At 39.5% G+C, this 19,604-nt stretch carries 16 protein-coding genes; 6 read left to right on the top strand and 10 right to left on the bottom strand.

Annotated features, from left to right (window positions below; translation table 11 throughout):
* Position 1 precedes the first annotated feature (1 nt).
* From mutL to I597_RS13815, 4 genes are read left to right on the top strand one after another with little or no spacing between them, the layout of a single operon-like run.
* The gene (gene mutL / locus I597_RS13830; RefSeq protein ID WP_035325273.1) at positions 2-1,882 is read left to right on the top strand and encodes a DNA mismatch repair endonuclease MutL; all 1,881 of its coding nucleotides are present in this window, start codon (positions 2-4) and stop codon (positions 1,880-1,882) included.
* Between the two features lie 3 nt (positions 1,883-1,885).
* A complete protein-coding gene (locus tag I597_RS13825) occupies positions 1,886-2,620 on the top strand; it encodes a rhomboid family intramembrane serine protease (RefSeq protein WP_035325272.1) in 735 nt (244 codons plus the stop codon).
* A gap of 9 nt (positions 2,621-2,629) precedes the next feature.
* A complete protein-coding gene (locus I597_RS13820; RefSeq protein WP_035325271.1) occupies positions 2,630-3,514 on the top strand; it encodes a rhomboid family intramembrane serine protease in 885 nt (294 codons plus the stop codon).
* A 3-nt stretch (positions 3,515-3,517) separates the two neighbouring features.
* Complete coding sequence (locus I597_RS13815; RefSeq protein ID WP_035325270.1) at positions 3,518-4,549, top strand: endonuclease/exonuclease/phosphatase family protein; 1,032 nt, start codon at positions 3,518-3,520, stop codon at positions 4,547-4,549.
* Here the strand turns inward: I597_RS13815 and I597_RS13810 are convergent.
* From I597_RS13810 to I597_RS13770, 9 genes are all read right to left on the bottom strand, one after another.
* Complete coding sequence (locus I597_RS13810; RefSeq protein ID WP_035325269.1) at positions 4,530-5,165, bottom strand: WbqC family protein; 636 nt, start codon at positions 5,163-5,165, stop codon at positions 4,530-4,532. The two genes, I597_RS13815 and I597_RS13810, sit on opposite strands and share 20 nt — an antisense overlap.
* A 9-nt stretch (positions 5,166-5,174) precedes the next feature.
* Positions 5,175-6,794 (bottom strand): signal peptidase I, encoded by a 1,620-nt coding sequence (gene lepB, locus I597_RS13805; RefSeq protein ID WP_035325268.1) that lies wholly within the window; start codon positions 6,792-6,794, stop codon positions 5,175-5,177.
* A gap of 51 nt (positions 6,795-6,845) precedes the next feature.
* Entirely contained in the window at positions 6,846-7,550 is a 705-nt protein-coding gene (gene dapB / locus I597_RS13800; RefSeq protein WP_035325267.1) for a 4-hydroxy-tetrahydrodipicolinate reductase, read from the bottom strand.
* Between the two features lies 1 nt (position 7,551).
* On the bottom strand, positions 7,552-8,151 hold the full coding sequence (locus I597_RS13795; RefSeq protein WP_052111758.1) for a DUF5683 domain-containing protein: 600 nt from the start codon (positions 8,149-8,151) through the stop codon (positions 7,552-7,554).
* Positions 8,141-9,040 (bottom strand): ParB/RepB/Spo0J family partition protein, encoded by a 900-nt coding sequence (locus I597_RS13790; RefSeq protein WP_035325266.1) that lies wholly within the window; start codon positions 9,038-9,040, stop codon positions 8,141-8,143. The genes I597_RS13795 and I597_RS13790 overlap by 11 nt, the downstream gene beginning before the upstream one ends.
* A 3-nt stretch (positions 9,041-9,043) precedes the next feature.
* On the bottom strand, positions 9,044-9,811 hold the full coding sequence (locus I597_RS13785) for a ParA family protein (protein WP_021778385.1): 768 nt from the start codon (positions 9,809-9,811) through the stop codon (positions 9,044-9,046).
* A 118-nt stretch (positions 9,812-9,929) separates the two neighbouring features.
* A complete protein-coding gene (locus I597_RS13780) occupies positions 9,930-11,042 on the bottom strand; it encodes an outer membrane beta-barrel protein (RefSeq protein WP_035325265.1) in 1,113 nt (370 codons plus the stop codon).
* A 104-nt stretch (positions 11,043-11,146) separates the two neighbouring features.
* The gene (locus I597_RS13775; RefSeq protein ID WP_035325264.1) at positions 11,147-11,572 is read right to left on the bottom strand and encodes a c-type cytochrome; all 426 of its coding nucleotides are present in this window, start codon (positions 11,570-11,572) and stop codon (positions 11,147-11,149) included.
* Positions 11,572-12,687, bottom strand: coding sequence for a PQQ-dependent sugar dehydrogenase (locus I597_RS13770; protein ID WP_035325263.1), 1,116 nt, complete (start codon positions 12,685-12,687; stop codon positions 11,572-11,574). Before I597_RS13770 ends, I597_RS13775 begins: the two co-directional genes overlap by 1 nt.
* A 283-nt stretch (positions 12,688-12,970) precedes the next feature.
* On the opposite strand from I597_RS13770, the gene trxB reads away from it, so the two are divergent.
* On the top strand, positions 12,971-13,969 hold the full coding sequence (trxB, locus tag I597_RS13765; RefSeq protein ID WP_035325262.1) for a thioredoxin-disulfide reductase: 999 nt from the start codon (positions 12,971-12,973) through the stop codon (positions 13,967-13,969).
* Positions 13,970-13,973: 4 nt separating this feature from the next.
* Entirely contained in the window at positions 13,974-14,357 is a 384-nt protein-coding gene (locus tag I597_RS13760) for a hypothetical protein (protein ID WP_035325261.1), read from the top strand.
* 235 nt (positions 14,358-14,592) lie between these two features.
* On the opposite strand, the gene I597_RS13755 is transcribed toward I597_RS13760, so the two are convergent.
* On the bottom strand, positions 14,593-19,470 hold the full coding sequence (locus I597_RS13755) for a DNA repair ATPase (protein WP_035325260.1): 4,878 nt from the start codon (positions 19,468-19,470) through the stop codon (positions 14,593-14,595).
* Between the last annotated feature and the right edge of the window lie 134 nt (positions 19,471-19,604).

The following is a 19,604-nucleotide window of genomic DNA, read 5'->3' as shown; positions in this document are numbered from 1 at the left end:
AATGGCAGACATTATTAAACTCTTACCCGATCACGTAGCAAACCAGATCGCTGCGGGAGAAGTTGTGCAACGCCCAGCGTCTGTGGTTAAAGAATTACTAGAAAATGCCATAGACGCAGGAGCATCTTCTATAAAGCTTATCGTAAAAGATGCAGGTAAGACACTCATCCAGATTATAGATGATGGTAAGGGTATGAGTGATACAGATGCTCGTATGAGTTTTGAACGTCACGCTACCTCAAAAATTACCACGGCAGATGATTTATTTAACCTCAATACAAAAGGTTTTAGAGGAGAGGCGCTTGCCTCTATAGCGGCCGTCGCTCACGTGGCACTTAAGACGCGCCCAGAAGGAGCAGAGGTGGGTACGCATATAGAGATAGAAGGTAGTAAGATTATTACCCAAGAGGTTTGTGCAACGCCTAAGGGCACCTCACTTGCGGTAAAGAATCTATTTTTTAATATACCAGCACGTCGCAATTTTTTAAAATCAAATAGCGTTGAGTTACGTCACGTGATAGATGAGTTTCAGCGCGTGGCACTAGCACACCCTGATATTGCTTTTGCAATGTATCATAATGAGGGAGAGCTTTTTCAATTACCTAAGGGTAATTTAAAACAACGCATTGTTGCCATTTTTGGCGGGAAGACTAATGAGAAGCTAGTTCCCGTACAAGAAGAGACAGATATACTTACCATAAATGGGTTTGTAGTAAAACCTGAGTTTTCAAAAAAGACACGTGGTGAGCAGTTTTTCTTTGTAAATGATCGATTTATAAAAAGTGCTTACTTAAATCACGCAGTAACGGCTGCCTTTGATGGACTACTTCCAGATAGAGCGAGAGCAAGTTATTTTTTATACCTCAAGGTAGACCCAGCTACAATTGATATAAATATACACCCTACAAAGACCGAAATAAAATTTGACGATGAGCACGCTTTATACGCGATGTTACGTAGCACCATAAAGCATAGCTTAGGCCAGTTTAGTATTGCACCTGTGCTTGATTTTAATAGAGATAGCGAACTCGATACTCCTTATGATTACAAAAATAAAGGAGTAGTAACTCCTAAGATTGAGGTAGATCGCACTTTTAATCCCTTTGAGAGCGTCCCTGCGCCAAAAAGAGGAGCACAGCGCCCCGACTATGAGAAGCCAGATGTAACAGGCTGGGAGAAGATGTATGAAGGAATGGAGTCGCAAGCAACTGCAGGTAGTACCGTGACTTTTGAGAAGGAAGTGAGCACGGGTAATATGTTTGAGAGCGGTCTTAATACAAAAGCAGCCGCACCAATAACCGCAACAGCAGGAAGTCAAGACGAGTCCTCTACATATCAACTCAATAAGAAATACATAGTAAGTACCATAAAGAGTGGTATGGTGATCATAGATCAACATAAGGCGCATCAACGCGTGCTGTATGAAGAGTTTTTACGTAATATAACGGTAAAGGAATCTGTGAGCCAGCAATTGTTATTTCCCTTAACGCTTACATACTCTACAACAGAGCTTGCTTTAATAGAAGAGCTTAAAGAAGGACTGGAGAATACAGGCTTTATCTTTGGTCTCATAAGCGGAGATATTTTAGAAATAAATGGTATCCCTACTTCTATAACAGAAAGTCAAGTACCAGTTGTTATAGATCAATTGCTCAGTGATTTAGAAAACGAAGTGCCAGACAGCGGTTTTAGCCAGACAGACACACTTGCAAAGAGTATGGCAAAAAGCCTCGCGGTAAAAGGAGGGGAGACGCTAGATAGCCTTTCTAGAGAACACTTAGTAAATAGTCTCTTTGCTTGTAAAGAACCTAGTATATCGCCTACTAACAAGAAAACATTTATCACCATCACAGGTGATGATCTTGATAGAAAATTTAAATAACCTATGGGAAGAATCACAGAAACGGTTAAGATATTATTAATAGTAAATGTGATCTTTTACTTAGGGTCGCTGTTTATTATAAAACCGGACCCAGCAATGCAATTATTTGCATTGTGGTTTATTGAAAATCCTAGCTGGCAGGTATGGCAACCACTTACGCATATGTTTATGCACGACTTGTCAAGCCCTATGCATATAGCATTTAATATGTATGCCTTATGGATGTTTGGGAGTCCTATAGAGAATGCTCTAGGGCAAAAACGCTTTATATTTTTTTACTTCTCAGCAGGTCTTGGAGCAGCTTTGATACATACCTTAGTTAATTATTACCACTTTAATAATGCAAGTGAGGCTATAATGGCTTTAGGGTTTAATACGCAAGATATTACTGATATTCTTACTACTGGCTCTTTTAGCGAGAGGATACCTAGAGAGACTGCACAATCGCTTTATGAGTCATTTTCTGTTCCAGCAGTAGGAGCTTCTGGAGCAATAATGGGTGTGCTTGTAGCGTTTGGAATGTTATTTCCTAACGCGTCACTAGGGCTATTATTTATACCTGTGCCTATTAAAGCAAAGTACTTTATACCTATCTTAGTAGGGATAGATTTATTTTCTGGTGTTACAGGCTTCTCAATATTTGGAGCAAATATTGCAAACTGGGCACACTTAGGTGGGGCGTTATTCGGTTTTATAATGATGTTCTACTGGAAAAAACAAGGATTAGGAAGGTATTAATATACACATATGGCAAACACATCTCTAGCATATAAATTTAAAACCGCAAACATTGCCATAAAGCTCATTGTTGTAAATGTGCTTGTTTATGTACTGTTCAATATCATCCCGTGGCTAGTAGGATTGGGCTCTGGAACGTTTAGTCAGTATTTCGTATTACCGTCTGATGTGATACGCTTTTTACAACAACCGTGGAGTGTTGTGACTTATGCTTTTTTACACTCTGGTTTTAGCCATCTCCTGTGGAATATGGTATTTCTTTATGTGTTTTCGAGATTTGTTTTAAATCTGTTTTCAGAAAAGAAGTTCTTAGCTATATATCTTTTAGGTGCTATTGCAGGTGGTGTGTTATTTGCATTACTATATAATGTATTACCTGTCTTTAGAGGTACTGGTGTACTTTTGGGAGCATCTGCCGCAGTAAATGCTATTGTGGTTTTTATAGGTACATACACACCAGATGCAGAGGTGCGTATATTTACCTTTAATGTAAAATTATGGTGGATTGCTGCATTTATAGTAGTCAAGGATATTTTATTACTCGATGCAGGTAACGCAGGAGGGCTTATATCACACTTGGGTGGTGCGGCCTTTGGGTTTTATTATGCAAAACAATTACTAGCAGGTAATGATATAGGCCTGTGGTTTGAGAGACTTATAGATAATGTGAGTGGCTGGTTTACTAAAAAGCCAAAAAAACAAAAGAAAAGCCCACTACGCACCGTGCATAAAAATAAAAAGAGCAGTGTTCGCTCTGTAAAAAAAACAAATACAGCTACTAAGAGGGAGCAACAACAGCGCATAGATGCCATACTTGATAAAATAAGTAAGAGCGGCTATGACAGCCTCTCAAAAGCCGAAAAAGATTTCCTTTTTAAAGCCGGTAAGGAGTAACTAATGAAAAACCTAAATCTCCTTGAGAAGTTTATTTTTCTCATAAATAGTATCTGCGCGGTGCTATTACTTTTTAGTTATTTATTACCCTACATTCCGCCACATATTTTCCCGGCATTGTCAGTGCTGAGCCTATTGCTTCCGGTGCTACTTATTATTAATTTTTTATTCTTCTTATTTTGGTTATTTAAAGCCAAAAGACAATTACTATTATCTGCAGTAATCTTAGCACTAGGGATCACACATATATTCTCGCTCATACGCTTTGGTGGTGGTAGTGATACAAAACAAGTTGACACACTCACGCTCTTAACCTATAACGTACGCCAATTTAATGTTTATGGATGGGTAGAAGAGGCTAATGTTGGTAAACGCGCCATTGCATTTATAGAAGATCAAAATCCAGATATTGTTTGCCTGCAAGAGTATCACCCCGACTTTGAGCTAGATGCAAAGAAGTATCCATTCAAGCATAAAGTAATGCGTCCTGCAAATAGCAAATTTGGACAAGTGATTTTTTCAAAGTTCCCTATTGTAAATAGTGGCTCGCTTGATTTTGCAAAAAAAGGAAACAACGGTATTTATGCAGATATCAAGGTTGAAGCTGATACATTAAGGGTTTATAATATGCACTTTCAATCTTTCCGACTGTCGCCTAGTTTAAATAATCTACAAAAGGAAAATTCAAAAAAGCTACTCGGCAGGCTAGGAGTTGCTTTCGAAAAACAAGAAGATCAGGTTGAAAAGTTTTTACAGAGTGAGGCAGCCTCTCCATATAAGGTTATTGTCGCAGGAGATTTTAATAATAGCGCCACTTCATATATGTATCGCAAAGTGCGTAGTGATAAGGTTGACGCTTTCGCGAAAGCGGGATCAGGTACAGGAGCAACCTTCTGGTTTGACATCATACCATTACGCATAGACTTTATACTTGCAGATGAGCAACTAGAAGTCTTAGATTTTGAAACGTATGGAGATATAGATCTTTCCGATCACAAACCTTCTATGGCAACCTTTAAGCGCTTAAGCCAGTAAGGTCAATCTTCTCGAGGTAATCTTGTGCACTAGGACCAAGATTAAAAAGTAAATCTAAAACTGTGAGGTTTTCTAAATACCCGTGATTTTCATTAAAAAGCTGATGATATTCTGGTAGAGGATATTGAGGCTCCTTTTTTGCATTTACAAGCTGTCTGCAATCTACCTGCTCAGGATTTTTAAAATATTCTTCTGTTAGTATAGGCGTTATATCTAGCTGTAAACACTCCATAATAATCGCGTGACACGCTTTATTAAATTCTATGAGTGTCTCATACTCGGTATGATAAAGTGGCTCAAACTCATCTTCATAATACTCAAAGTATGGAGAGGTCTGGTAGGCTATTTTTAAAGACCTCCAGTGATCACGCTGCCAGTGAAATTTATTCTCAATCTTTACATCATAATAACGCTGTCTCTCTGTTTTATCCTTGCGGTGGAGTATAGGTATAATGAGTATGAGCGTGCCTGTAGATGTGGCAATCTTCATACGGGTGCGGTATGACTGCTTCTGGAAATTTCCATTTGCCTCTATATGTAGCTGCTCGGTTTGAGCAATTACAGCATATTGAATGATAGGGGCGCAGTAGCCGTGTGTGATAAGAGCAGCTTTCATTATAATGGGTTATGCTTTGGGTTGTTTTTTCTTTCTAAAAAATGACCAACCTATATAAAGCAGTAACGCTCCTAAAAACCAGTATCTATAGCTCACTAGTGGTCCTTCACCACCTACTGTGGTAAATACACGATCCCAGCGTATGCCGGCAAGACCAGGTACATTTGCATCTTTACTAAACCATACAAAAACTGGTTTACCCACTACGTGATTAAAAGGCACGTAACCCCACGCTCTAGCGTCTTGAGAGTTATGACGATTATCACCCATAAGCCAGTAATAATCTTGTTCAAAGGTGTACTCTGTAAGCGGCTCACCATTCATTAATATCTCATTGCCATTAACCGTGATGTCGCGCTCTCTACCCATTTCATAGCCTTCGTACACTTCTATAATTCGTTTGTAATATGGAAGGCTTTCTGGGTTAATTGCCACAGTCTTCCCTTCTTCAGGAATGTATATAGGGCCAAAGTTATCTACACTAGATGCGCGTCCTGGTTTTGCGCCAAAAATCGCTTTGTTATTTTCTATCGCATCATAATGTGTGCGCTCTATACTTATGATGTTTGAGTTGTTTTTGAGCTTTTCTATAGAAGCTTCACTTGCTTGAGCAGTGTGTACATAAGGTCCATTGTCACCTTGAACACCAGAGAGGTAGATGTCAGAAATCTCATAGCGACCGTTCATAAGATCTGAAGGGAATACATAGTTTCCGTTTGCATCTTGAGCTCTTTTTACAAGAAGCTCCTTAGAAACAATTGTGTAACTAAATTGTATACGTGCACGATCTGGTAAATCATTTTTCTCACCATTAATATATACATAACCATCTCGCACTTCAAGAGAATCTCCAGGTACCCCTACAGCACGTTTTACATAGTTAGACTTCTTGTCTATAGGTTTTCTCACACTGCCACGCATATTACCAGGTGTAATATCTACAAGAGTGTCTACTGGCCAGCTAAAAACAACAATGTCATTGCGCTCTATGTCTTGAAAACCTGGCAATCTAAAGTAAGGCAGTTGCGGTTTTGTTAAGTAGCTCTTAGTTTTTGTACCATAAATAGTGTCGTGTAGCATAGGTGTTGCTACGGTCGTAATAGGTGTTCTAGCACCGTAGTGAAACTTACTTACAAACAGCCAGTCACCTACAAGTAGCGTCTTTTCTAGTGAAGAAGAAGGGATAACAAAAGGCTGCATAAAATATGTATGCACAATAGTCGCGGCAACGATGGCAAATAGTAAAGAACTCGTCCACTCACCGCTAGATGATTTAGGGTTAATATCTCTCCCTTTTATGTGCGGTGCATCTGTCGCATAATTAATGTAGTAAAGATAAAGTCCTCCTGTAAGCACTGTGAGCGCTGTATCTTTAAAGCTATTAAACCCAAAAGACCTTGCTGTCTCAACCCACACTACTGGTATCATAATAAGATTTACAATAGGTACAAAGAGTAAGATAGTCCACCACTTAGGTCTATTTATGATCCCCATAAGTACTACGGCATTGTAAATAGGTACTCCTGCTTCCCAAGCTTTTCTACCAGCGCGTACGTAAAGTTTCCACGTTCCGGCAAAGTGTACTGCTTGAACGATAAGAAAAAATATAAACCATTGTGTAAGTGTCATCTGTATTCTTTTAGTTTGTGATAGGTCTTAAGTTTGTCTATTATGTTACGGTTATAGACCTAAAACATCACGCATTGAGAAATTTCCTTGTTTGCCTAGTAACCACTCGGCTGCAACTACGGCACCTTGCGCAAAGCCTTGTCTTGAGTGCGCCTCGTGACTTAAGATTATGGTGTCTATGTCGCTTTTGTAATTTATAATATGTGTGCCAGGTACAGTGCCCTCTCTTTCGGCAGTGATGGGTATGTGGTTATCTTTTATAGATTGTCCTTCGGCAAGTGACCAGGCTGTATACGGAGTAGTCTCTATAATTCCTTCTGCTAGGGTGATGGCTGTACCACTAGGAGCATCTAGTTTTTGTGTATGGTGTATCTCGGTCATATCTACTTTATAGTCGTTATGAGGAGCCATAATTTGAGCTAATTTCTTATTAAACTCAAAAAACAGATTCACACCTACACTAAAGTTTGATGCATAGATAAAACCACCATTTTTTTCTTTACAAAGCGCCACCATATCTTCATAACTATCTAGCCAGCCTGTGGTGCCAGAGACAATAGGAATACCCGCTTCAAAACATTTTGTGATGTGGTTTACCGCGCTATCTGGAATGCTAAAGTCTATTGCAATATCTGCATTTTCAAGGGTGAAATTTTCTGGTGAGCTCACGCGAGCTACAATCTCGTGACCTCTAGATTCGGCAATTTTTTCTATAGTTTGCCCCATCTTACCATAGCCAAGAAGTGCTATTTTCATATTAAAACTTATAATTTATGGTTAGACCGTAGTTCATAGTTTGGCCCATATCATCATTGTAAATTGCTGGTCCAAGGGTAAGCTCATCATCTACGTCAAATTGCGATAGATGCGCGTCTACATTTGCCTCAACTATCTGAAGTATATACACTCCCGCCGACACCAAAATAAACAAGTCACGACGTTTTCTAAATTGCTCTTGCCCGTTTAATAAGGCGTCATCAGAAAATATTTCGGTAGTAGTGCCATCTTCATTTACGGTGGTAAACTCATCTATGCGTCCCGCGAGACGTTCTTTAAAGGCGGTTCTAAAACGCTCAGACTGGTTAGAGTTAAATGATACCGCATAAATACTTGATCCCAGTGCGCCGTATACAAGTGGTAACTTCCAGTAATCTTTATTGTAAAGTTGCCCTAGACCTGGTAACACGGCACCATAAAAGGCAGCCTTTGCAGGTCGTAACGGTTCATAAGGATCCTGATCACTTACGGCAGTAACTGTCTCGGTATCTAGAAGTGTAGATGCTGGGACTTCTTGCGCTTTCGCGAAAGCGCAAAAAAACAAGAGTACTACCAGTAAGAGGAGTTTATTATTTTGCACCCTTAATGAGTTTCTGTAATCGACTAAAATCTTCTTCTGAAGAAAATGGAATGGTAATCTTACCACGCCCATTTTTTGAAACTTTGATGTCAACTTTTGCACCAAAATATTCGGCAAAGTCTTTTGTGCCTTTCTTTATGAACTTAGGTGTTTCTTCCTTTGCTGGTGTCTCAATATTTGCCGTAGCGTGATAGTTTTTTACAAGGGCTTCTGTTTGTCTCACAGAGAGCTTTTCTTGTAAAATCTTCTCGTATATATCTAGCTGGTCACCAGTGTTTTCTATATTTATGAGTGCACGACCGTGCCCCATAGATAAGAAACCATCTCGCATACCTGTTTGTACTATTGGGTCTAGTTTAAGTAGTCTCAAATAGTTTGTGATGGTAGAGCGATTTTTACCCACGCGATCACTCATTTGCTCTTGCGTGAGGTTTATCTCGTCTATTAAGCGCTGGTATGAAAGGGCAATCTCTATAGGGTCAAGATCTTGACGCTGTATATTTTCAACAAGGGCCATCGTGAGGCTCTCGTTATCATTTGCAATACGTATATATGCAGGTACTGTTTTGTTACCTATAAGCTTAGACGCTCTATAACGACGCTCTCCAGATACAAGTTGATATTTACCAAAGCTTATCTTACGTACCGTGATAGGTTGTATTACCCCTAGCTCTTTTATAGATGAGGCAAGCTCTCTCAGCGTTTCCTCATTAAAGCTAGTACGCGGTTGGAACGGGTTTACATCTATATCTTCTAGATCTAACTCTACGATGTTACCTACAACCTTGTCTGCATTTTTATCTTCTGCACTGTTTATATCATTTGCAGGGTCTTTGAGCAGAGCCGAGAGACCACGTCCTAGTGCTTGTTTTTTTGTTGCTTTAGCCATTTGTTAGCTATTGTTTTTTGTAATAAGTTCTTGAGCAAGACTCAAGTAGTTAGTAGCGCCTTTACTTGCAGCATCATAATTTATAATGCTCTCTCCATAACTAGGTGCTTCACTTAAACGTACATTACGCTGTATGATTGTCTCAAAGACCATCTCGCTAAAATGTTTCTGAACTTCTTCTACTACCTGATTAGATAATCGTAGTCGTGAGTCAAACATTGTAAGAAGTAATCCTTCTATGTCAAGATCCTTATTGTGTATTTTCTGAACGCTTTTTATCGTGTTAAGCAACTTACCTAACCCTTCTAGTGCAAAGTACTCACACTGTATAGGGATAATTACAGAGTCTGCAGAGGTAAGTGCATTAAGTGTAAGTAATCCTAGTGATGGTGCACAGTCTATCAAGATGTAATCATATACATCCTTTAGGTGAGAAATTGCTTTCTTTAACATATACTCACGTGCCTCTTTATCTACAAGCTCTATTTCTATAGCTACAAGGTCTATGTGTGCAGGTATAAGATCTAGATTAGGAGAAGAGGTTTTTACAATAGCATCTTCTGCCTTATTAGTATGTTCTAGTAGCTGGTATGTTCCTACTTCTACACTCTCTACATCTATACCTAAGCCAGAGGTTGCGTTAGCCTGTGGGTCTGCATCTATGAGAAGTACTTTCTTCTCGAGCACGCCTAGAGAGGCTGCGAGATTTACAGAAGTTGTGGTCTTGCCTACACCACCTTTTTGGTTTGCAATAGCAATTATTTTACCCATAAAATTTGAGGACGATTAGGAGGTAAAAATACAATTTAAAATGGGTTATTAAAATGGATTAGAAATGAAAAAACCGAGATTATGCATCTCGGTTTTAATATTGTGATTGATAGTGGTCTTAAAAGTAGTAGTTTACCCCTAGTGTGAGCGTTGTTACATCTATTTGTAGTGGAATGACTTCTTCTTCTGTAGGAAACGTAAGGTCATTATCATAACCGGTTATATAACTTAGGCTAGCACCTAGATGGTGCCCGTTGCTTAACTCATATCTCACGCCTACACGCGGTACAAAAATGGGGTTACCACCACTTATATCAAAATCATTACCATCTAGAGTTCCTTCATAATAATCACCAGTAGGACCTACTGCAGCTGCGACAAAAGGCTTAAATTTTCCTTCTTTATTAAATTGATACTCTAGACCAAACAACAATCTAAAAGACCTCATTTTAAAATTTAGATCATTAGGCAAGTTCTCAAAACTATTATCACCAGATAAGGCTGCATTTCCTTCAAGAGAGAAGTAAAGGTTTCCTTGTAAAGCTCCTAAAAAGCCTGGAGTAGCTATTACACCAAGTTGTACCTGCCCTGTCACAATAGACTCAGACTCGTCACTATCAAAAAACTTCAAGTTATTAATGCTTGTACCTACACCCAGATAAAAACTAGCAGCATCTGTATTATAAGAAGCAGCAGCATCTACCTCATTAGGCGTTGGGGCATAAATCTCATAATCACAAGCATTATAGGCTTGCACATTACGTATAAGTGCAGACTCATTAAATTGATCTATAGCATTAAGTGGTCTTCGTATGGAATTACAATCAGAAAAAAGTACGGCAAGCGTGCCAGCTATATTTGCTCTGTCATTATCTACGTTGATAACCTTAGAGGTTCCAGTAGCGTTTGTGATAAGATATTCTGAGGGACTTATTTGATATAAAGACGCTTTTCCATCTTGCAATGGTGTGGCAAAATAAACGATATTATCTACTTCTATTTTATCAAGGTTTCTATTGTTGAGAGAGACACTAGTTACCTGGTCAAAAGTATAAACGGTGGTTTTATAATTCTTTTTGTAAAGTACTGTTTGAGCAAGGTAATCTATGGCGACACTACCTTCTAGTGGGTTATTATTAAGTACTGTAATGCTTCCCGATGAGTAATTTTGAGCTGTAAGTACAGAGCAAAAAGCAATCATAAGAAATAGGGATGTAATGATTTTTTTCATAGTATTTTCTTTTTCACAAAAAGTTAGCGCTTTTTTGTCGTACTAAAAGCCAATTCTTTACTAAAAAATCTTAATTCACTACCTAAGCTTTCTACGTGTTGATATTATTCTGTCACCGCTTTCACCTCTTCTTCAGTAATCATTCCTTTCTGTTTATTGCCCCAGCTATTCATAATGTAGTTCATTACATCTGCCACCTCATCTTCATAAAGTTCAAGGTTTGCCATCACACCATTATATGCAACACCATTTACGGTAATAGGGCCTTGCTGTCCATATTTTACAGCTTTTATGGCTTCTTTATAGCGATCTTCTGTGAGCCAGTCTGATCCGGCAAGGGGCGGGAAAGTTCCTGCTACACCTTCTCCCTTACCTAGGTGACACTGTATACAAAAGTCTTGGTATACCTCTGCACCACGTTCTATAGATTCTGCAAGTGGGTCTTGAGAGGTGTAAACTTCTTTTTCCGCTTTCGCGAAAAATAAAAACACACTAACTCCTGCCGTACATAAACTTATAAGTAGCTTCATTATTTCTTAACTAGTTTAAGGATTCCCTTGCCCTCTACACCTACATAGATAGTGCCATTGTGATTAATCACATTACGCACACGACCTACATCTTCTAGTAACTTTTCACGAGCAACCACCTTGTCATTTTCTAAAATGGCAAGTTCTAGGTATTCAAATTTAAGCGAACCTATTAATAGGTTGCCATCAAGTTTTGCATCACCAGTATTATTTGCAAAAGCCATCCCAGAAGGAGCGATAGAAGGAACCCAGTAATACACTGGCTGCTTCATTCCCTTTTTTTCTGTAATTTCTGTAAACGTAGTTCCGCTGTAATTAATACCGTATGAGATTACTGGCCACCCAAAGTTTTTACCAGCCTCAGGGATATTAATCTCATCTCCACCACGAGGTCCGTGCTCGTGTATCCATATCTTACCTGTCTTAGGATGCACCGTCATTCCTTGCGGATTGCGATGTCCATAAGAGAAGATAGCTTCTTTTGCTCCGTCTTTACCTACAAAAGGATTATCTGCAGGGATGCTTCCATCTGCATTAAGTCTATAAATCTTTCCTCCATCACGAGTAATATCCTGCGGATTTTCATCCCTAGCACCACGATCTCCTATAGAAAAGTACACATAACCATCTTTGTCAAAACGCACACGACTCCCAAAGTGGTGTCCCTTTCTCGTATTTGGGCTTCCTTTATATAATACCTTCTTTTCGGTAAGCGCGCCGTCTTTTAATTTTGCTCTCATAAGTGCTGTCATCGCCCCATCTTCATCGCCTTCTGGTGATGAGTACGTGATGTATATCCAGCCATTAGTCGCATAATCTGGATGCAAGCGTATGTCAAGTAAACCACCTTGATTACGCGTCACCACCTCTGGAGCACCAGTAATCATTGTTTTTTTGCCATCCTTAAAGTGTATGAGTTCTCCACTTTTTTCAGTGATAAGCATAGACTCATCTGGCAATACAGCTAGTCCCCAAGGGTTTGTAAGTTCTGGAACAATAACCTCATAGGTGTAATCTAGGTTTGAGGTTAGTGTGACATCATTTTCTCTAGTTTCTTGCGCGCAAGCCACACTTGCAACAAGTAACAATAAGATATAAGTAAAACGACTTTTCATAGTATCAGATTTTAACGGCAAATTACAGAATTATCACCACACTCTATGATGTATTAACAATTTGAAAACACGTGTTAGAGGTTAGAATCTTATCTTTAATCTATGCAAGAGTAAGCTCGTGATGAATTATATCACTTTTGGTGATAAAGCCATTCGTTTTCTTGATAACTTGATTGTAAGGTTTGGCTTGTAAAACCTACTTTTGTAAGGAAGATATAAATAAGAATTGTGCGATTGTAAAAGTGTTTATTACGCTTTCGCGAAAGCTTAAAAATAATACAGTATGTCAGTAGAAAAAGTAAAATGCCTTATCATAGGTTCAGGACCAGCGGGATATACCGCAGCAATTTATGCAGCACGTGCAAATATGGCACCAGTTCTTTACCAAGGGCAGCAGCCAGGAGGACAGCTTACCACTACTAATGAGGTGGAGAACTTCCCTGGTTATGTAGATGGTGTGACTGGACCAGAAATGATGGTGCAGTTAATGAAACAAGCACAGCGTTTTGATACAGATGTACGTGACGGATGGGTGACTAAAGTAGATTTTTCTGGAGATGTGCACAAAGCGTGGATCAACGGAGAAAAGGAAATACACGCAGAGTCTGTGATTATATCTACAGGAGCGAGTGCAAAATATTTAGGATTACCTTCTGAGCAGAAGTATTTAAAAATGGGTGGAGGTGTATCTGCCTGTGCCGTTTGCGACGGATTCTTTTACCGTGGGCAAGAAACCATAATTGTAGGTGCTGGAGATAGCGCTTGTGAGGAGGCACACTACCTTTCTAAATTATGTAAGAAAGTAACAATGCTCGTACGTCGTGACGAGTTTAGAGCATCAAAAATTATGGCTGCTCGTGTACAGAAAACAGAAAACATTGAGATCCTTTTTAACACAGAAACCGTTGAGGTACTAGGTGACGATGTAGGAGTAACAGGAGCAAGAGTAAAGAATAATGTAACCGGTGAGGAGCACGATATCCCAGCAACAGGATTTTTTGTAGCGATAGGGCATAAGCCTAACACAGATATCTTTAAGGACTACTTAGATTTAGATGAGACTGGATATATCATCAATACACCAGGAACTTCTAAAACAAACGTACCAGGCGTATTTGTATCTGGAGATGCAGCAGATCACGTGTACCGTCAAGCAATTACCGCTGCCGGAACAGGGTGTATGGCTGCACTAGATGCAGAGCGTTACCTAGCGTCAAAAGACGAGCTTCCACAAGATGAGCCAGGAGTAGGCTCTACTTATGTGGATGAGGTGAAAGCTTAAATCAATGAGTTATACTGTTTTTATTGGGAAGTTCAAAGATGGAGAGCCAGCAAAAATTGCTGTTGATGATATCAAGAATGGTTTTTCGAAATATGGTAGTATTAGAGAAACTTCATCTGAAATAGAACTCATAGCTGACAGAGATTTATTTGAAAGTGGAACTTTTACCAAAGATAATTTCAGTCAACTTTCGCTACATAGACCCTCTATTGATCAGGAATTTAAAAATTTTGTTTTTGATTTTCTGCAAATTGATGGGACTTGCTATTTTAGTCAAGACCTCGACTTTATAAAAACAAGAAGTGGAGAAATCAAAAATTTCCCAAGAGATATGATTGAGCACTGTGTGACGGGAATTACTGTTGTAACATCTCCAGAAGATTTGTAAAATCGAAAATTTATATATTTAAAACGACAGCGAGAGCTGTCGTTTTTTGTTTGTGATTCTTTGCGGATATCTCACATTTTGTGACTTTATCTCCTCTTCGCGGACATCTCCCTGACTCCCTCTTCAAAGAGGGACACTGTTGTGGTTTGATACTTTTTAATTTTGCAAAGCAAAATTAAAAAGTATCGTGAGTATTCCCTTCTTCAAAGAGGGGTTAGGGGAGATGTTTTTAAAATCATTTCTCCAACCCCTTCTCAAGCGCCTTTTTTATCCCTTCTAGATTCTCGGTAAACTCCATCATTTGAGAGAGTACTTGTGCCATCTCGTTCTTGTCACCAAAACCTTTGAGTTTATTATTTTTTACAAAGGTTTCTTTCATCGTGTTCCAGCGCTGTTGCTGCGTTTCATCTAGCGCATTTATGAGTTCGCGGTATTTTAAGAGGTTTGCCTCTGCGCTTGAAGTGAGAGTTTGTGACTCACTTTCATAATGTGATAGGAGCAATGTCGCAAGCTCAGTGTCATTCATAATGGGAACCACTTTGGCTACTAGTTTATTCATATCACGGTATGACCCTTGAAGTTTAAAAGACGGCTCTGTGCGATAGGCATCTTCTTGCGCGGCACTGCGTATGTATTCTGCATTAACCTTAAGTACTGTGTTACGTATGGTGATTACCTTTTCTAGTACTTTTGTATAATCTGCTACCTCTTGCGCGGTGTGATTTCCTTTGAGCTGACTGTCTTGCGTCCCATTTTCTATGCGGTCTATTAAGGTATACACATCCTCAAAATGACTACTACTTAACTGCTGCAATAGCGCATTTGCAGTGAGCGAATTCTCAATAAGACTCAATTTAAACAGGTGTTCAGTATCTCCTATAATATCTCCCAGGTTATAAATATCTGCCCTGTTTGCAAGCATATCTGGTATGCGGAATTTCTCTCCACTCTCTGTATATGGGTTACCCGCCATTATCACACAAAATTTCTTGCTACGTAGGTCATAGGTTTTTGACTTCCCGTTGTACACACCCTCTATCTTACGTGTACCGTCAGATAAGGAGATGAATTTTTGTAAAAACTCAGGATTACAGTGCTGTATATCGTCTAGATATAGCATCACATTATTCCCCATTTCAAAAGCGACGTTGAGTTTTTTGAGCTCTTCACGAGCAGCGCTATTTGTAGCACTTTCTGGATCTACAGACGTAACTTCGTGACCTATCGCTGGGCCGTTAATTTTCACAAAAACGAGTCCTAGACGGTTTGCGATATATTCCATCAGGGTGGTTTTTCCGTATCCAGGTGGTGAGATGAGGAGCAACATACCCATACGGTCGGTACGTTTATTATCACCCACGGTTCCTAATTGCTTTGCGAGGTTATCACCAAACAATGGGAAATACACTTGGTCAATCAGCTTATTACGCACAAAGGATGTAAGAACCCTTGGTTTAAATTCGTCCAGTTTCAAAGCTTCTTTTAACTCTTCTGTAACCGTATGTTTTGCCTTCTTAAATGTTTCAAATGCAGGTACTTGATCTGTTACAAATAAGTTGAGCCTTGCCGTAAAGTCGTGGTAGTTAAAGTTGAAAACACCATCGGTTATCGTGCTGTGATCACCGCTTAAGCCAGTGATTTTTTCATTTGGAGAAGCCGCTTTTGTTTTTAAAACCGACTCATCTTCAAAGAGTAGTAAACACACCACTTCATCTACGTAGCGCACATCGGTAAGACTTTCTTGGGTGCGTACAAATGCCGTCACCCACTGTTTTACGAGCTGTACTTTCCCTTTTAAGCTAGGGAGTGACTCATAACTTTTCTTAAACTTAAGATCTGCCTGTTGTTGTTTTAACGCTTTCGCGAAAGCGTCTTTTAAACGCACCGCAACACTACTACGCACAAACTCTGTGTCACCTTGAAGCTCATCAAAGATGTAGGTCGCAATGGTCTGACTTAAATCGGGTGAGAAAAGGGACTCTGCTTTCGCGAAAGCGTGTATCTCCTCACTTAACGTCTCAACGATAAATTGGTACTCCTTTGCATCTGGAAAAAACTGCAACACCTCTCCCGAAGCCTTTATAGACTGGTTAAGCGTTTTTTGAGTAGTTGGGTCAATGCTGTTCCAGAAATACTGAGCATATGCTCTAATTTCTGGGGCGTAGGTGAGTAGTCCTAGTTCGTTGTGTTTGTGTACGAGTACCTTTAAAATTTTAGTCGCGTCTACATCGTGCACACCTTTTACATAGCCCTCTGCATAATCATTGCGGCTTTCTTCTTGTACTATCGCAAGTAGCGCATCATCACCAGCTTCTAGTAGCGTGTGCTTGTCTAGTTTATTAAATAATTTATAAGCTAGGTAGGCACTGCGGTACACCTCGCTAGTTTCTGATACAAATTCTTGATCCCAGATATCGCGAGAGGCGAGAAGGGTCTCGTTTGAGAGTTCTTGATAAAAATCGGTGCCTGTGAGGTGATAGTTAAGCGCGCCGTCTTTGAGCACAATAGTGAGGTCAAGCGGTTGCTTGTTTACACCAAATTTATGCTTGCCAAGTCGTATTACCGTATCTCCATCTTCATAGAGATCTAGTTTGTCTTTGAGCTTGCGCAGCGCATCTTCACGAGCTGTTTTAAGTCCAGTCTCAATCTCTTCTGCCTTTCCGGTATCTTCTTGCTCTTTAAGTTGCTGTATGATATCGCGTACCTTATTAATCATAAGGTCTGCGGCAAAGTATCCGTTTATTTCAGAGGCTGTTTTAAAGCTTTCGGCTTTTTTACGTACGCCTTTTAAAATGCGTTCTGAGGCATTTTTTAATGCCATTGCCTTTTTATTGCGCTTCTCTATCAGTGCGTTTTTACGTGCTTCAAAAGCTCCGTACACTTCCTCGCGCTTTTCAATAATAAGTGTGATAAACTCATCCCAGTCTGCAAACTTTCCTTCTAGCTCTTCTAGCTGGATAGAGATTTTAGTCTGGAACTCATCACACTTTTCTGGCGTGGTGGCAATATCTAGGTAGTTTATGATACTTTGATCAATAAGCTTCAATTGGGCAGCAAAGTCGGCTTGTGCTTCTGCACTTCCCAGTGATTTTTTCTTATTCTTAATCCCAGCCTTTAACTGATTGATAGTTGCAAAAATGAGCGAGATATCATCAATTATCTTAGTAGAGTGGGAGGTGTCTTCTATATCAAGGTTTGAAACAATGTCGATAAGTAACTCAAGATCTGTTGCAATCTGGTTTACTTCTTCTTCGAGCTTTTTGGCTTCAATTACTTTCTTGATGCCATCCATCGCCTGTTTCTTTTCGGCTACGGCATCGTGATACGGTTTTAACGCTTTGTCATCTAGTAAGAACTGTACACACTTCTCAGAAATTTTTTGTGTTTGCACAGCAATTTCTTCCTCTAGCGTTTTTACGAAAGTGGGATCTACATACCGTATATCATTAAGCGAGATGGTCTCTCCACGTAATGATCGCAACTGTGTGAGCAGCGCCACAAAATCATTAATAGACTTAAAAGAGGTGCTTTTTATTTTGCCAAAAATCTCAGAGGCTTTGGTCTCAACTTCTTTAGTCTGTTTGGCAGCGTTGCGCTTGAGCTGTACTACTTTTTGAAACTCATCTATAGCTGCATTTGCAGCACCATTTATTTCTGCAAGTGGTACGTTGAGTTGCTTGGTTTCTGCTTCTGGAAGCCAGTAGTAAGCATCAAGTATATCTTTTGAGAACTTAGCAATATCGCTATACAGGCCGTCGTAATTATCTTCTTTGTTGAGCAGTGTGATGAGGCTATTAACCTCTGCCATTGCTTTTACAATATCCTTATTTCCTATTTTGTAAAGCAAGGTGTCTTCGTGCTGAGAAGGCATATAGTCACCCTTTAAAAATGGGGTTTGCCAGATCTGTATCACGTGATGCTTGGTTTGCTCATTTTCGGTTCTAAAATAGCATAGCTGCCCATCTTGCAATACGGTAAAACCATTACAGATAATAGGAGTTTTTATCTCTTGAGTAATCACATTATATGACATCAAGTTGTACAGCGCCTCTTCTGGCGAGTAAAAGACATATAAAAAGTCCTCCCCGTTAGGCGAACTCACCTTTTGCTGAAATTTTACATTTGGGATGGCATTGTCAAAAATGTTGTATTCTCCTGTTTGTAAGTAGTAGCCTGTTGGGAAAATGATACCTTGATCATCTGGAAGTAAGACACAGGTGTCCTTTACACTCTGTATTTTTTGAACTTCCTTTAGTTTGTTATTAAATACAAAATAGCGAGGTTCTTCTTGAAAGGGTTTAATCTCTAGTGCAAGTAGGTTGCCCAGATCTGCATAGCGATACTGACCGTCATCTAGTGTCTGGTCTATAAGCTCTACCGGCTCATCTAGTATTCCTTTACCTTGGTCTGTATTATCTTCTATTTTTATGGTAAGATCACCACCTATAGTCTCTACAAACACCTTATCTAAAATAGATACGTGAGCGTGCTCACCATAACGGTGCATATCACGCGTAGCCTCTTGCCACTTAAAATCGTGTTGCTGTGGGAAGCGGTACTCGTGCTCACTACGGTTATCTACATACTGTAACGTATCTTCTTTTATGAGCCACTTAAATGTTTTAATATCTGTAACACTATCACTAAGCTGAAATACCATATACAGGTAGTTACCTATAATCGCAAACTTTGAAAAGATGGTATTACGGTAATACTTGTAGAGGTTTGCAAAGTCTAGTAGAAAAGTGTCGTCTTGTAAAAGTGAAAGATCACGAGGTTCAAAACGATTGTCTTTAAACTCATAGGCACTAAAAACATCTCCTAGGTGTATGTCTGTGCGTAGTCCAAAATGCACATTGTAGCCAAACAAACACAGGTTTTTAAGCGATACAATATCACGTGCAATACAGTTATTTTCTGTATTGATACGGTCATTTGCAATGAGCTTTGTTTCTAGTGAACCAAAAACATTTTTACGCTCCTCGTTAAGTTCTTGTAACCGCTGTTGTAAGTCGGTTTTTTGTTTTTGCAGTCTACCTTGTATAATCTCATAGGTGCCGCCGTCAAGAGTTTGCGTTGCTTTAGGTTGTATATCTGGAGTTTCGTTTGCCATAAATGTTGGAAACTAATCGTTGGTTTGTTGATTGATTCTTGTGATGAAAGTTGTGAGATGTAGTAGTAATTACGCTTTCGCGAAAGCGTAAAAACAACCAGCAGCTTGCCATCTCACTGGGTGCAAGCTGCCGT

This window comes from Dokdonia donghaensis DSW-1 (assembly GCF_001653755.1).
Taxonomy (GTDB): Bacteria; Bacteroidota; Bacteroidia; order Flavobacteriales; family Flavobacteriaceae; genus Dokdonia; species Dokdonia donghaensis.
This window is presented reverse-complemented; position numbering and strand designations above follow the sequence as displayed.

Excerpts from the sequence above, each read along its gene's own strand:
- I597_RS13755 (WP_035325260.1), bottom strand. The coding sequence starts at position 19,470 with ATGGCAAACGAAACTCCAGATATACAACCTAAAGCAACGCAAACTCTT.
- I597_RS13785 (WP_021778385.1), bottom strand. The coding sequence starts at position 9,811 with ATGGGTAAAATAATTGCTATTGCAAACCAAAAAGGTGGTGTAGGCAAG.
- I597_RS13775 (WP_035325264.1), bottom strand. The coding sequence starts at position 11,572 with ATGAAGCTACTTATAAGTTTATGTACGGCAGGAGTTAGTGTGTTTTTA.
- I597_RS13770 (WP_035325263.1), bottom strand. The coding sequence starts at position 12,687 with ATGAAAAGTCGTTTTACTTATATCTTATTGTTACTTGTTGCAAGTGTG.
- I597_RS13760 (WP_035325261.1), top strand. The coding sequence starts at position 13,974 with ATGAGTTATACTGTTTTTATTGGGAAGTTCAAAGATGGAGAGCCAGCA.
- I597_RS13790 (WP_035325266.1), bottom strand. The coding sequence starts at position 9,040 with ATGGCTAAAGCAACAAAAAAACAAGCACTAGGACGTGGTCTCTCGGCT.
- I597_RS13815 (WP_035325270.1), top strand. The coding sequence starts at position 3,518 with ATGAAAAACCTAAATCTCCTTGAGAAGTTTATTTTTCTCATAAATAGT.
- lepB (WP_035325268.1), bottom strand. The coding sequence starts at position 6,794 with ATGACACTTACACAATGGTTTATATTTTTTCTTATCGTTCAAGCAGTA.
- I597_RS13810 (WP_035325269.1), bottom strand. The coding sequence starts at position 5,165 with ATGAAAGCTGCTCTTATCACACACGGCTACTGCGCCCCTATCATTCAA.
- I597_RS13820 (WP_035325271.1), top strand. The coding sequence starts at position 2,630 with ATGGCAAACACATCTCTAGCATATAAATTTAAAACCGCAAACATTGCC.
- I597_RS13825 (WP_035325272.1), top strand. The coding sequence starts at position 1,886 with ATGGGAAGAATCACAGAAACGGTTAAGATATTATTAATAGTAAATGTG.
- mutL (WP_035325273.1), top strand. The coding sequence starts at position 2 with ATGGCAGACATTATTAAACTCTTACCCGATCACGTAGCAAACCAGATC.
- I597_RS13780 (WP_035325265.1), bottom strand. The coding sequence starts at position 11,042 with ATGAAAAAAATCATTACATCCCTATTTCTTATGATTGCTTTTTGCTCT.
- trxB (WP_035325262.1), top strand. The coding sequence starts at position 12,971 with ATGTCAGTAGAAAAAGTAAAATGCCTTATCATAGGTTCAGGACCAGCG.
- dapB (WP_035325267.1), bottom strand. The coding sequence starts at position 7,550 with ATGAAAATAGCACTTCTTGGCTATGGTAAGATGGGGCAAACTATAGAA.